This is a genomic window from Priestia sp. ST2, assembly GCF_055810735.1.
In genome coordinates, this window is record NZ_JBVVNT010000004.1 from 677,319 (window position 1) to 689,807 (window position 12,489).

The window sequence follows — 12,489 nt, forward strand, 5'->3', positions numbered from 1 at the left end:
AAGAAGCTCATTGCCTTCCCCAGCTTTGCCTTTATCTCTGCGGTTCTTCTAACGTGTATGATGAGAGGGCGTTTTCTACCCATCGTACAAAATCTTTGCTTGCTCCCCAATCAATATTTAATATCCCTTCTGCGCTTCCTGAAGGAATACACTTTACTTTGTTTGGACCGGACACATTTTCTAAAATAATCGTTAGTGATCCCCTGCCGCCGGTGCGAAAAAAATAGCGTTCAAACACAAGCGTACACATCTGCTTGCCGTCTCCGAGATCATAATATTCTTTGTATAATAAGTCACTTTCCGAATTATTTGCATTCACAAGCTTTTTTGCTCCATCAAAAGGAAGCAGCGTCGTTTTAAACTCAATTACTTTTTCCATCACTCAAGCCCCTTTCTATCGCAACAGATATGTACTACTTCTCTTTTTTTCTCTAAAAAACCTGCCGCTTCTCTTTATGTACAATCAATATGGTACAATAGAAGAAAAAGAATTGTTTGAACGGAAAAAGGAGCATACAACCTCTATGAATACACGAGATCAACTTATCCAAAATGTGGTTTCCACGATGCGAAACCAAACGAAAAAAATGCAGCTATCGGTTATCCCCACTTTAAAATCATATATTCCTTTAAATGAATTTTTAGCGCTTCGCCTGCTGTATAAAGAAGGCAATCATATCGTTTCTGAGATTGCAGAGCATATGCACATCTCAAACAGCAGCATGACGTGCGTCAGCGACCGTCTTATGGAAAGAGAATTTGTCACGCGCGTACGCAGTCAAAAAGACCGCCGCGTTGTCTACTTATCCATTACGGATAAAGGAAAAGCGTTTGCAGAAGAAATGGAAAAAGTACTCACCAAAGAATATGGTGAAAAGCTTAGCCATTTTACGGATGAAGAATTACAGACGTTTCTTCGCTTGTTAAATAAAATGGATATCTAATAAAAAACCAGATGCACGCTAAGCAGGCATCTGGTTTTTATTTTGTTATTTGTTGTTTACCTTCAAATTAAAGGCGTCTGAGGTTAAGTCTTTTGACCAGTCCTTTTCATGATCACTTACATATGGAACAAATCGCAGCATAACCACTCCTTTGTCGTTTCGGTACTCTTCGTCCATTTCTAGCACTTTGTCTGTTCCTCCTCCACTGCCGCTTTCAGAAAGATCTCTTCCATTTTGGTCTTTTATTTTTACGCCCACGTTCGTTCCGTTTCGAATGCTTCCGGTTGACGATGTAAATGTATAGTGCAGCTTAATTGAAACAGGCGATACGCGAACTTCTTTGATGGACAATACACCTTTTATTCCTTTTTCGTTAATGGGAACTTCTTTATTCAACGGATACACTTTTGTGTCAGCAATAATTTTCGAGCCGTTTACGCTTGTATGCACGGTCCAATTTCCTTTAATTTCTCCGTAGGAATCCCGGTAGTTCCCGCTTTTCGTCTGAGCAGGATTCTTTTCAAATTCTAGACTTGTGAACTGCGCGCTGATTTGATAGTTTTTATTCGGATCAATATGATCTAGTACACTGTAGCCTTCCACATCGATTTTCCCGTCTCCGTTCGTGTCCGCTTGCGTTAGTTTTAAAGCGTACAGATAGTTCCAGCTTCCGTCTTTATTTTTGATTGGTTCCTCTCTAATACTTGAAGCCGAATCAAAAAACGACATGTTGCCAATTTTCACGCGCAGCTCTCCTGGGCGAATTGGCGCGTCTCGGTTAAGCCCTAGTGCAGTTCTTCTAAATTCATCTGCGCTGATCGTTAATCCAAGCAGCACCTGTCCGTCATCAAGCATCATTTCATTTACTTTTACTTGAATGCCTTGGTCCGTTGCTGTTTCATTTACCGTTTTTTTATAGCTGCTCAAGCTGCCTTCAGGCTTGTTCATAAGCAGCTCAATTTGCTGGCCAATTTGCTGACTGATCCGCACAGCCGATGCCCATACCGTTTCGTTTTGCATCATCACAGGCGTCACAGCAAGCAGCAGCACCGCAGCGGCAATCAGCGGACGCGCTTTTTTTCGCGCCGGCTTTATGTCACGTTTTAAACGTTTTTTCATTCGCTTTTTCTCGCTTGCCGTTAGCTCAATTTCTTCATATTCATCAAAATCTACAGAAGATCCGTTTAATAAGTCATATTGATTTTTCATCTTTGTCCCTCCTTATTTCTTATTTGAAAATCGCTTTTAATTTTTTTCGTCCGCGCGACAGCCGGTTGTATAAATTGCTGATGGTAGTCTGCTGTGTTTCAGCAATTTGCTTCAGCTCAACTTCCTGTAAGTAATACGCTTTAAACAGCTCGCGGTCTCCTTCGCTTAAGTGAACTAAAAGTTCTTCCACGTCGTTTGTTTGAATGTTATGAACTTCTGACGTTTCACCCACTCCCGCTTCGCTAAGCGATTCGTGCTGCGTTTTTATGTATTTGCGCTGATAGTCAATGGCTTTGTACTTAGCAACAGCTGCAACCCAATTTTTAAACGTATTTTTCTCCGGATCAAAGCGATCAATATGATACCACACCGCTAACAATACGTCGTTTACACATTCTTCTTCGTAGCTTTTCAGCGTGCCTAAATGCTTGCGTACAATGGCCGTAATTAACCCTCCGTACTGATCGATTAACAGCTCTAATCCTTTTTCTTTTTTTCGCGTTATACACGTAACAATCCAGTCATCTTCCATGACATTGCTCCTTTCCGCTTGCTTTTACATCTATTAATACGGATTCTTTTTACAAAACCTATCAATCTTCCTAAATTAAATGAAAAATAAGCTTGTTCCGTATTTCTCTCGCTGGTAAAATAAGCTAAAACCTTTGAAGGAGGCCGCTATGATTACCTATCCTTTTTTTACATCCAACCCAACCATCGGCATAACCGCACCTTCTTCTGGTGTACCTCAAGCTCTTCATTCCATGTTTTCTTTATCGTGTGAACGCATGAAAGAAAAAGGCTTTTCTGTTATACCGGGCGAAACCGTGTGGACGCAGCATAAAGCAAAATCCGCTTCTCCTAAAAAACGTGCAAATGAGCTTCAAGCCATGATAGAAGATAGAAACATTGATATCATTATCCCGCCTTGGGGAGGCGAGCTGCTAATTGAAATTCTTGAACATCTCGACTTTACAAAATGGACAGCAAAATGGGTGCTTGGCTATTCTGACACCAGCGTTCTTTTGCTGGCTATTACACTTAACACCGGGATTGCAACGGCTCATGGAACCAACTTTGTGGACTTGCGAGGAGAGCACTGGGATCCAACGACTGCGATGTGGCAGCAGGTGCTGACGACCAAAAAAGGAGAAAGCGTGGCTCAAGTTTCTTCTGATCGTTACCAAAAAGAATGGCAGCATAACACCCCGTCACCATGCGTGTTTCATTTAACCGAACAAACCGCTTGGAAGCATACAGAGTTAAGCGACGTGCACATCGAAGGGCGTCTTCTCGGAGGATGTATTGACGTGATCAGGCACTTAGTAGGAACTCCTTTTGGAGATGTAAAAACGTTTAGAGAAAAATACATTCCTGCTGAGCCGGTGATTTGGTACTTTGACAACTGTGAACTCACGACCGCTGACCTTCGCCGCTCGCTTCTTCAGCTTAAGCTAGCGGGCTGGTTTGATAACTGCTCAGGTATTTTATTCGGCAGAAGCAGCGCTAATAAGCCCGTTGATTCCTACACCGCTGAAGATGTGTATCTCGACCTTGCCTCCGAATTACATATTCCAGTTATCTATGATATCGACTGCGGCCACCTCCCTCCTCAGCTCACGCTTATTAACGGCGCGTATGCGAGTGTTAACGTAGAGAAAAACAAAGGCACAGTCGTTCAATACTTTACATAAAAAAACAAGAGAACTTTTTTGCTCTCTTGTTTTTTCACATATCCGTCATCAGTAATATAAACGTCCCAAATAAGAAAAAAGTTGCACCAAACCACGAGTGGTAGTGCTCTTTTTGCTTTCTTTCAAACTTCCATTCTTCGAAACCTCGAATTACGTAGAGGAAAAAAAAGAAAAGAAACATAAAAACCGAGGTGTAGGCTGGAGGTATAACGAAGATGAGCACTAAAAAAGAAGCAAGCATCACCATTTCAATTGTGACAAACAGCGGACGCCTTCCTTTAAAGCTTCTCCAATAGCTTTTTTTCATCTTTGTATGGAGCTTTTTTCGCATGACAAGATCCAGAAAGATATAAACAACTGCCAGAATCAGCAAATACACAAGCGTCATTTTCATTCCTCCTTCCGACCTGAAATATCCTTATACTTCCATTCCAAAGAACTTTCCACAAATTTCAAGCGTCTAAAAAATCTTTACACAACTTATTAGTGCAAGCATTCATATATTCAAAAATCGCTAATATATTGACTAATGTACAGGTTAAATTCTCTGTATAAACTCACCTAGAGGGGGACATCAAGTTATGAGAATAAAAGAAGTAAAGCAAGGTGCACTCGCAGCGCTGAAAAACCGCTGGGGATTTGCCGTACTGCTTACGTTCGTTACGTATCTAATTGCTGCCGGCATTCCAGGACTTATTGACTTTTTAATCAACGGATTTCCAAGCGGGTCCGAAACCGAATACTCTCAGTCTACCTTAGCTAATATTGTATCCCTGCTGCTCGTACCGCTCTTCTTTTCTTACTACTGGGTATTATTGCGTCTGGTGCGAGGAGAAAGTGTACGTGTAGGAAACGTGTTTGATTCGTTTTCATCTGCGGGATTATACTTTAGAACCCTCGGACTTTACTTACTAACGATTATTTATACCGTGCTATGGAGTATTTTATTAATTATTCCTGGCATCATCAAAAGCCTTGCCTATTCACAGGCTTACTACGTATTCCGGGATAACCCTGATTACTCAGTCAACCAGTCTATTACTGAAAGCAGACGGTTAATGAACGGCTACAAGTGGACCTACTTTTTACTTGTTTTAAGCTTTATCGGCTGGGGAATTTTAAGTATCATCACGCTTGGCATTGGGTTATTATGGCTCGTTCCATACGTCACAACTTCGCTTGGCGTATTTTATGAAAAGCTAAAAGCAAATGAAACTGAAGTCGCTGAATAAACGAAAAACCGTATTCGAGTTGCGAATACGGTTTTTTTATGGATAGCTTTACGCTGCCTGGTCTCCTCCATCAGAGGGCTTTAACTTTTGATTCTTCGCTTTTTTATTCACTAAATAAATACTGATAATAATAAGCACCAGCCCTACAAGAAGTGACGACGTAAACGGTTCGTCTAAAAAGAGCGTGCCAATGACAATTGAAATAATCGGAACAAGAAAATTAAAGGACGCCACTTTGCTGGCCTCTCCTCTACTGATTAAATAAAAATAAATGAGCCACGCAACAGCAACGGAAAACAGTGCTAAAAATAAAAGCAGCAGCATAGATGATGAATTCCACACCATATGAGACCATCCTTCCACTCCGCTTCCAGCTGCTGTCATAACCACTCCGCCGACAAGACTTTGAACGGTAATAAGCCAAATGCCATCTACACTGTCGCTAATACGCTTGATATAAACGGTTCCAATCGCCCAGCTCAGTGCCGTAAGGACAGCTAAAAGAATTCCAACGGCTGAAGCATTAGCAGATAATTCTCCCGTGCTGATGGTAGCTACACCTACAAAACCAAGAAGCAAACCCCCTATCTTCACAGCGTTCATGCTTTCTCCAATCCACATCCATGCAATGATGCCGATGAGCACCGGCTGCAAGTAGACAATAACGCTGAAGACCCCTGCTGGCATAAACATAAGTCCAATCGTTTGCAGACCGTAGAATAAGATTGAATTAAATAGACCTGACACCATATATTTACGCCAGTTCTGCTTCCAGTGAAGCTGTTTATATCTTGGCAGTGCGACTGCTAATAAGATGATTCCCGCACTTAATGACCGCAGTCCAGATAACAAAATAGGCGATGAATAGCCAAGTGCCAGTTTCGACATCGGCCACGTTAATCCCCAAATTAGTACAAGAGCAGCTAAAAGAATCCCATTAATAAAAGATGATGACTGTTTCATACAACAACCACTCCTACGTATATGAATGTAAATGATTCACGCGTTCATTCCTCCTTGTATACTACGCTTCTTTTTTGCTCACTTCAACTGGATGCTTTTGATGTAATTTATGTATAGCAGTTATAGTAACTGAGTTTCTTTTATGACAGCGTATCTTTCTTTTCTATGTGTTCACCCAGAAAAAATAAAGTGCATGGCTAGTGACGATATCACTTTTTATCTATAGCTTTTATACATCCTAAAAGCCTTGAAGCCATTCAGCTGCTGGGTTTCTGCTCCCCTTTTTCATTTAGCTTACATATTTTCTAATAAATCTATGAATCTCCTAAACATTTCTACCTAGATAAATTGTCAGAATTATTACAGAGAAGGTGACAATTCTACTTATATCGCCCTTTAATATTAAAACTATGTTACAAAATGTCGTAATTTGGAATTAGATGTTTACTTTTCCTGTCAGGATTGATAGACTCACACTTGTGAATAAAACAAGTTATGGAAAGGGAGAAAGAACATGCTAAAGAAAGCAAATCGTACAGTTATGAATATGGGGTTAGCAGCATTACTTGTTCCCGCTGCCCTAACATTTAGCACAACTTCAGCAAGTGCTAATGACGGAGGCGCTGCACCAGCACCCGTACAAGAAAAGGTAACGCCAAGCGTACCTCAACAACAAGCAACTACTACTACTAATCAAAAAGTCATCGTAAACGTGAGTGCGTTAAATATTCGTCAAGGAGCTAGCTTTTCATCTCCAGTCGTTGGAACTGCAACACAAGGTCAAGAGTTTGCTATTTTAAAAGAAGCAAACGGCTTAGTTGAAATTGCACCAAACAAATGGATTTCAAAAAGCTCAAGCTACGTAACAATTGCATCAGGTAAACCCAGCGCAAGCCAAGTAAAAGGTGTAAGCACATCAACTCCTTCTACTTCTACAGCATCTGCATCTACATCTGCAGCACAAGAAACAAGCACACCAGCACCTGCTCCAACAACAAGCACGGCTTCTGGAAGCACAGTAAATGTTGCACGTAGTTTAGTAGGATCACCTTACCAATGGGCAGGAAACACACCAAGCGGTTTTGACTGCTCAGGCTTTATCGCATACGTGTTCAACCATAGCGGTCACAGCATTTCACGTACAAGCGTAGCCAACTACTGGAACATGGCGACAAAAATTTCGTCTCCACAACCAGGAGATCTAGTATTCTTCCAAAACACATACACAAGCGGCCCATCTCACATGGGAATCTACATCGGAAACGGCCAAATGATTCATGCTGGTTCACACGGTGTAGCTGTAGCTGACCTAGATGTTTCTTACTACCAAGATCATTTCTTAGGATACGGACGCTTCTAAGAAAAAAATGCCCTCTAATCGTTAGATACGTTCTAACGATTAGAGGGCATTTACTTTTTATCTCTGCGCGACGGAAAGCGCCTTTTCAATACGCGTTTGAAATTTATGCTTCCAGTCTTCAGCCAGCTCAGCTACTTCTAAAGCCCGCTTCATCCCTTCTACATCTTTTGAACGATGGAAATATAAATCAAGCGTAAACCAAACGGATACTTGGTTTGGATGAGCTTCAATCAATTTCACTTCCGCATCTTGCGTAATCGTACCTTCTTTCAGCACGCGGCAAAGGTAGCCCGTATAGCTTGTCTCAATCATTCGTTTTAAAATCCCTTTAACGCCCGTTCTCTTTGTAATCGTGTCGCATGGATTTCGACCTTGCGTCACTTGAATAACGGCGTCTCCTACTTGATAAACGTCTCCAATGCATACGTCTTTTTCAATCATGCCTGCAACAACAAGATTTTCTCCAAACGCAGACATTGGGAGCTCCGTATCAAACTCTTCGTTCCATTTCTTATAGTGCTCATACGGATATACGCACACCGCACGATCCGGACCGCCGTGATACTTTAAGTTCGCTACGCCGTCACCTTGAAACCCTTCTTTTGCTAAAAACGTTTCGTCTACTTGCTTCTTGCATATGCCTGTACGCATTTCTTTGTCAGGACTGTAAGCCATTTGTTCAGGCATTCCGGTTGCTAAATGAATTATTTTACGTTCATTCATTTGTACCTCTCCCTTCCCCTTTTTCCCTTACTAATTACGTCATATTTTACCACATTTTAAAGATGGCGTTCTTATCTTTTGTGTATCCCACTAAAATCTTGGCAATATCATGAAAGTTTAAAAAATATTTCACAATTATATTAAAAATATCTTCATTTCCTCTTTTTCTTTTGTTCGAAATGATTTAAGATAGTAGAGGCTGTCGAAATATAAGTTATTATGTCAGCTCTGCATGTTTCTTTACATAATAGCACATAGTAAATATTATTTTACAATTACGTCATTTTTTACAATGGCCTAAAAAATTTTGCCCATTTTTAACAAAATTGGCGTAAAAGTTCCGTTTTTGTATAAAATAGAGGCCGATTTACATAGTCATTTCTATGCACGTCCCTCTTTTATAAATATAGAATACATGTAAGGAGAAAAGTAAATGTCAATTTTAATGGGAATTATCGGGATTGTAATTATCTTAGCAGTTGCATTCCTCATGTCGAACGACAGGAAACTTATCAACTATAAAGGCATCGCAGTTATGCTGGTTATCCAGCTTGCTATCTCTGCTTTTATGATGAATACATCGATTGGTCGCAAGGTGCTTGACTTTATCACAAGTGTATTTACAAAGATCTTATCATTTGGTAACGACGGAATTTCGTTCGTGTTTGGAGATCTTGCAGGAAAAGGCATTTTCTTTATCCAAACGTTAGTTATGATTGTATTCGTTTCAGCATTATTAAGTATTTTAAACTACTCTCGTATTTTACCCTTTGGGATCAAATATATCGGAGGACTTGTTTCAAAAATTACCGGACTTCCTCAAATTGAAAGCTTCACAGCCGTGAACGCAATGATTTTTGGTGATACAACGGCGCTAATTGCGGTGAAAAACCACATCGGAGGTTTAACACCAAACCGTTTATTTATCGTTACAACAACATCATTAGTATCCGTTTCTTGTTCGATTCTAGGCGCATACATGCAGATGATTCCGGCGGAATACGTATTAATTGCCCTTCCGCTAAACGTATTCTCTGGCTTAATTGTTTCTTCTATCGTTGCGCCTGTAAAAGTAGAAGATGAAAACGAAGTCGATATCAAAGCACCTGCTAAGCAAGGCACGCTGTTTGAAGCAATCGGCGACGGAGCACTAGACGGCGGACGCGTTGCGTTAATCGTAGCAGCGATGCTTGTAACGTACGTTGGTCTTTTAGCATTAGTGAACTACGTATTAAACGGCGTCATCGGATTAACTGTTCAAGACATTTTAGGCTATATCTTCTACCCAATTGCCTTTATCATGGGTATTCCGGCAGATGAACTAATGAGAGCCGGCGGCGTAATGGGAACAAAAGTAGTAGCAAACGAATTCGTTGCCATGCTTGACTTCCAAAAAATGATGCCTCACCTTTCTGAAAAAACGGTTGGTATCGTATCAGCTTACTTAATCTCATTTGCAAACTTCAGCTCAATTGGTATCGTTCTTGGTACGATCCAAGCAATCAACGGCGAACAAGCTTCACGCGTTGCGAAGTTCGGCTTGAAGATGCTGTTAGTCGCGACAATGGGATCGATATTAACAGGTATTATGGTTGGATTGTTTATTTAATGGAAAAGCACTCACTTTTGGTGAGTGCTTTTTTGTTGGGGCTGGTTCTTTTGGGGTTATAGCTGGAGCGTTTCTACAATGTTGAAATTTATTAAATATCTCTGTTGACATACTCCGAGTTATCGGCACTATTATCAAATGCTTTTTATCTTCATTCTAATAACATTTAAATTAGTTTTACATAATGGATTAAAGCAATATCTCTTATCCAATAAAAAGACAGCTTGCTTTATCAGCAAACTGCCTTTTTTGTAATGACCCGTCCGGGATTCGAACCCGTGTTACCTTTTTAAAAGGACAATTTCTCGACCACTCGGCCAACGGACCAGATAAAATTATAAAATGGCAGAGAAGAAGGGATTCGAACCCTCGCACCGCGTTAACGATCTACTCCCTTAGCAGGGGAGCCCCTTGAGCCACTTGGGTACTTCTCTGTATGGATCTCCCACTGAGATACTGTGGAATAATAGTAGGCCTAAGTGGGCTTGACACCGACCTCATCAGACTTGGGCTCTACCAAACTGAGCTGCTTCCCGTTTATGGCGCGCCCGAGAGGAGTCGAACCCCTAACCTTTTGATCCGTAGTCAAACGCTCTATCCAATTGAGCTACGGGCGCTTCCTAAAATGGTGCGGATGAAGGGACTTGAACCCCCACGTCATAAGACACTAGATCCTAAGTCTAGCGCGTCTGCCAATTCCGCCACATCCGCATGTGAAAAATGGTTGCGGGGACAGGATTTGAACCTGCGACCTTCGGGTTATGAGCCCGACGAGCTACCGAACTGCTCCACCCCGCGATAATAACAAAGATATAATGGAAGAGGAAGAGGGATTCGAACCCCCGCGGGCTTTGACACCCCTGTCGGTTTTCAAGACCGATCCCTTCAGCCAGACTTGGGTATTCCTCCATATTTCAGGTTCAATGGTGGACCTTGTAGGACTCGAACCTACGACCGGACGGTTATGAGCCGTCTGCTCTAACCTGCTGAGCTAAAGGTCCTTTCTAAGTTCTCTATTAGAATGTGGAGACGGCAATCGGATTTGAACCGGTGATAAAGGTATTGCAGACCTTGACTATGCCATCAATAAGTATGAAAATTTTTTATAGTCAGTCACATTTATCCGTATGCTACCCCTTCATATGAAACATGCACTAGTAAGTTAATAATTAATATTTGTTTCGCTACCAACAAAAATTATTTTACCTTATAGTTTCGTAGAAGTCAACATCTATGTAAATTGTGTTTTGATACTTAATTTTGCAATTATTAAGTAGGAACATACACCTAAATAAAAAAACTCTGTAACAAGAATCATGATTCTTGTTACAGAGCTTATTTTTATAAAAAGGTTTGCGTAATCGCATTTTCTAAATCTCTTGTAGAAGATTTTAGGTATCGTTTTGTAACATTCACATCAGAATGGCCTGCTAATTCGGCAACTGTTGCAATATCTATCCCTTTCTTAACTAACTCATGACAGAAAGTATGACGTAATTTATGAGGATTTACATTATATTTTTTTAACATGTACTGAACCGTACGTGCAGACATTCTTCTATCAAAATTAGAGACAAATAAAGCTTCATGATTAGAATCAAGTGAATCAATATATCTCTTTAAACTATTTCTTGCTTCTGTAGAAAGAGGAACAAGTCGCTTTTTAGACCCTTTAGCATTACGGATAATTAAAAAACCGTCAGATTTGTTAATCTTTACGTCTTTATGATTCAAAGCACAAATCTCTGATACTCGAATCCCTGTATGTAATAAAGTATATACAATAGCAATATCACGAAGGTTTCCCTGTTGATTTACTTCAGATAAAAGGCGCTCACGCTCACTTGCTTCTAATGACTCTGGTACAACCTCGTTATTTTTCTCTTTTGGTTTACGTTCAATATTTTGAACAATTTCTGGTTTTTCAAGAAAGCGTGCAAAAACGCTAATTGTGACAAAAGCTTTTTCTATAGTCGACGCACTTTTATTATTAGATTCAAGGTTAATCATATAAGTTTGGACATTATTTCTTGTTACTTGCTCTAAATGTCTACCTTCACTTAGAAGCCATTCATGAAATTGGTTTAGCACTGCTCGATAGGTTTTAATCGTATTATCAGATTTGCCTGATTCTATTAACCATCGGCTAAAGTCATCAATCAACGGAATAACTTCTAGGCTATTTTTTTTCACTCTAAATCCTCCTACATGTACTAATAAATTACATAAAACATAACATTTAATTTCGTAGAAATCAATTTAAACGAAATTAATATACAAAAAAACAGCCCATCATTGATATGATGGGCTGTTTTTTTGCCTGACAACGTCCTACTCTCACAAGGACAAAGTCCCCACTACCGTTGGCGCTAGAGAACTTAACTTCCGTGTTCGATATGGGAACGGGTGTGACCTCTCTGCTATCGCCACCAGACCTATTAAAGATAGTTTTCTTAACACTAAATAAAAATTGCTAAGTAAAAACACCGTGCACCCGTCATTGACATGATCAAATAAGCGTTACTTGTACAGTTAGCTCGACCGGGCTGTGCTGCAACACACAGAAGAATCTACTTATGGCTGCTTCCTTCCGGACCTGACCATGTTCATAGGTTTCTGTTGTGCAGGACCTAGTTGTCAACACCACTTGTCCAAGTCAGACCTTACCTGACTCATACCTCTGTTAGGAATTAAACCCTGCTAAGGCGGATTGCAGGTTACAGGGCACCGCCATCTCCCCGTCTAGCACGGTATG

General features: G+C 40.5%; 12 protein-coding genes, 6 tRNA genes, 1 rRNA gene and 1 other RNA gene. 5 read left to right on the forward strand and 15 right to left on the reverse strand.

What is annotated here, in order from left to right:
* Window positions 1–31: 31 nt before the first annotated feature.
* Window positions 32–379 (reverse strand): DUF6054 family protein, encoded by a 348-nt coding sequence (locus tag AC0KUU_RS21000; protein WP_028409537.1) that lies wholly within the window; start codon window positions 377–379, stop codon window positions 32–34.
* A gap of 145 nt (window positions 380–524) precedes the next feature.
* On the opposite strand from AC0KUU_RS21000, the gene AC0KUU_RS21005 reads away from it, so the two are divergent.
* Entirely contained in the window at window positions 525–944 is a 420-nt protein-coding gene (locus AC0KUU_RS21005; protein ID WP_016765035.1) for a MarR family winged helix-turn-helix transcriptional regulator, read from the forward strand.
* A gap of 45 nt (window positions 945–989) precedes the next feature.
* On the opposite strand, the gene AC0KUU_RS21010 is transcribed toward AC0KUU_RS21005, so the two are convergent.
* Window positions 990–2,153, reverse strand: coding sequence for a DUF4179 domain-containing protein (locus AC0KUU_RS21010; RefSeq protein WP_322552323.1), 1,164 nt, complete (start codon window positions 2,151–2,153; stop codon window positions 990–992).
* Window positions 2,154–2,172: 19 nt separating this feature from the next.
* A complete protein-coding gene (locus AC0KUU_RS21015) occupies window positions 2,173–2,685 on the reverse strand; it encodes a sigma-70 family RNA polymerase sigma factor (protein ID WP_322552324.1) in 513 nt (170 codons plus the stop codon).
* Between the two features lie 148 nt (window positions 2,686–2,833).
* Between AC0KUU_RS21015 and AC0KUU_RS21020 the strand changes: the two genes are divergently transcribed.
* A complete protein-coding gene (locus tag AC0KUU_RS21020) occupies window positions 2,834–3,847 on the forward strand; it encodes a S66 family peptidase (protein ID WP_322552325.1) in 1,014 nt (337 codons plus the stop codon).
* Window positions 3,848–3,881: 34 nt separating this feature from the next.
* Here AC0KUU_RS21020 and AC0KUU_RS21025 read toward each other — a convergent pair whose 3' ends face one another.
* Complete coding sequence (locus AC0KUU_RS21025; protein WP_043981060.1) at window positions 3,882–4,235, reverse strand: DUF4181 domain-containing protein; 354 nt, start codon at window positions 4,233–4,235, stop codon at window positions 3,882–3,884.
* Between the two features lie 193 nt (window positions 4,236–4,428).
* Here AC0KUU_RS21025 and AC0KUU_RS21030 point away from each other — a divergent pair, with 193 nt between their 5' ends.
* Window positions 4,429–5,079, forward strand: coding sequence for a DUF975 family protein (locus tag AC0KUU_RS21030; protein WP_013058258.1), 651 nt, complete (start codon window positions 4,429–4,431; stop codon window positions 5,077–5,079).
* A gap of 48 nt (window positions 5,080–5,127) precedes the next feature.
* Here AC0KUU_RS21030 and AC0KUU_RS21035 read toward each other — a convergent pair whose 3' ends face one another.
* A complete protein-coding gene (locus tag AC0KUU_RS21035) occupies window positions 5,128–6,042 on the reverse strand; it encodes a DMT family transporter (RefSeq protein WP_043981058.1) in 915 nt (304 codons plus the stop codon).
* A 514-nt stretch (window positions 6,043–6,556) separates the two neighbouring features.
* On the opposite strand from AC0KUU_RS21035, the gene AC0KUU_RS21040 reads away from it, so the two are divergent.
* Entirely contained in the window at window positions 6,557–7,402 is an 846-nt protein-coding gene (locus AC0KUU_RS21040) for a C40 family peptidase (protein WP_043981056.1), read from the forward strand.
* 57 nt (window positions 7,403–7,459) lie between these two features.
* On the opposite strand, the gene AC0KUU_RS21045 is transcribed toward AC0KUU_RS21040, so the two are convergent.
* A complete protein-coding gene (locus tag AC0KUU_RS21045) occupies window positions 7,460–8,125 on the reverse strand; it encodes an MOSC domain-containing protein (protein ID WP_043981053.1) in 666 nt (221 codons plus the stop codon).
* Window positions 8,126–8,558: 433 nt separating this feature from the next.
* On the opposite strand from AC0KUU_RS21045, the gene AC0KUU_RS21050 reads away from it, so the two are divergent.
* Window positions 8,559–9,734: a NupC/NupG family nucleoside CNT transporter gene (locus AC0KUU_RS21050; protein WP_025750788.1), complete on the forward strand. Its 1,176-nt coding sequence runs from the start codon at window positions 8,559–8,561 to the stop codon at window positions 9,732–9,734.
* Between the two features lie 343 nt (window positions 9,735–10,077).
* Here the strand turns inward: AC0KUU_RS21050 and AC0KUU_RS21055 are convergent.
* The 9 genes from AC0KUU_RS21055 to ffs form a co-directional block, all read right to left on the reverse strand.
* Window positions 10,078–10,168 (reverse strand) — tRNA-Ser (locus AC0KUU_RS21055).
* A gap of 106 nt (window positions 10,169–10,274) precedes the next feature.
* Window positions 10,275–10,351, reverse strand: a tRNA-Arg gene (locus AC0KUU_RS21060).
* Between the two features lie 9 nt (window positions 10,352–10,360).
* A tRNA-Leu gene (locus tag AC0KUU_RS21065) sits at window positions 10,361–10,445 on the reverse strand.
* Window positions 10,446–10,455: 10 nt separating this feature from the next.
* A tRNA-Met gene (locus tag AC0KUU_RS21070) sits at window positions 10,456–10,532 on the reverse strand.
* An 18-nt stretch (window positions 10,533–10,550) separates the two neighbouring features.
* Window positions 10,551–10,643, reverse strand: a tRNA-Ser gene (locus AC0KUU_RS21075).
* Between the two features lie 15 nt (window positions 10,644–10,658).
* Window positions 10,659–10,735, reverse strand: a tRNA-Ile gene (locus tag AC0KUU_RS21080).
* A 340-nt stretch (window positions 10,736–11,075) separates the two neighbouring features.
* Entirely contained in the window at window positions 11,076–11,927 is an 852-nt protein-coding gene (locus AC0KUU_RS21085) for a tyrosine-type recombinase/integrase (protein WP_043981051.1), read from the reverse strand.
* A gap of 125 nt (window positions 11,928–12,052) precedes the next feature.
* Window positions 12,053–12,168 (reverse strand): 5S ribosomal RNA (rrf, locus tag AC0KUU_RS21090).
* A gap of 52 nt (window positions 12,169–12,220) precedes the next feature.
* Window positions 12,221–12,485, reverse strand: an RNA gene (ffs, locus tag AC0KUU_RS21095) — signal recognition particle sRNA large type.
* Window positions 12,486–12,489: the final 4 nt, after the last annotated feature.

Excerpts from the sequence above, each read along its gene's own strand:
- AC0KUU_RS21040 (WP_043981056.1), top strand. The coding sequence starts at position 6,557 with ATGCTAAAGAAAGCAAATCGTACAGTTATGAATATGGGGTTAGCAGCA.
- AC0KUU_RS21010 (WP_322552323.1), bottom strand. The coding sequence starts at position 2,153 with ATGAAAAATCAATATGACTTATTAAACGGATCTTCTGTAGATTTTGAT.
- AC0KUU_RS21020 (WP_322552325.1), top strand. The coding sequence starts at position 2,834 with ATGATTACCTATCCTTTTTTTACATCCAACCCAACCATCGGCATAACC.
- AC0KUU_RS21035 (WP_043981058.1), bottom strand. The coding sequence starts at position 6,042 with ATGAAACAGTCATCATCTTTTATTAATGGGATTCTTTTAGCTGCTCTT.
- AC0KUU_RS21005 (WP_016765035.1), top strand. The coding sequence starts at position 525 with ATGAATACACGAGATCAACTTATCCAAAATGTGGTTTCCACGATGCGA.
- AC0KUU_RS21015 (WP_322552324.1), bottom strand. The coding sequence starts at position 2,685 with ATGGAAGATGACTGGATTGTTACGTGTATAACGCGAAAAAAAGAAAAA.
- AC0KUU_RS21000 (WP_028409537.1), bottom strand. The coding sequence starts at position 379 with ATGGAAAAAGTAATTGAGTTTAAAACGACGCTGCTTCCTTTTGATGGA.
- AC0KUU_RS21050 (WP_025750788.1), top strand. The coding sequence starts at position 8,559 with ATGTCAATTTTAATGGGAATTATCGGGATTGTAATTATCTTAGCAGTT.
- AC0KUU_RS21025 (WP_043981060.1), bottom strand. The coding sequence starts at position 4,235 with ATGACGCTTGTGTATTTGCTGATTCTGGCAGTTGTTTATATCTTTCTG.
- AC0KUU_RS21045 (WP_043981053.1), bottom strand. The coding sequence starts at position 8,125 with ATGAATGAACGTAAAATAATTCATTTAGCAACCGGAATGCCTGAACAA.
- AC0KUU_RS21030 (WP_013058258.1), top strand. The coding sequence starts at position 4,429 with ATGAGAATAAAAGAAGTAAAGCAAGGTGCACTCGCAGCGCTGAAAAAC.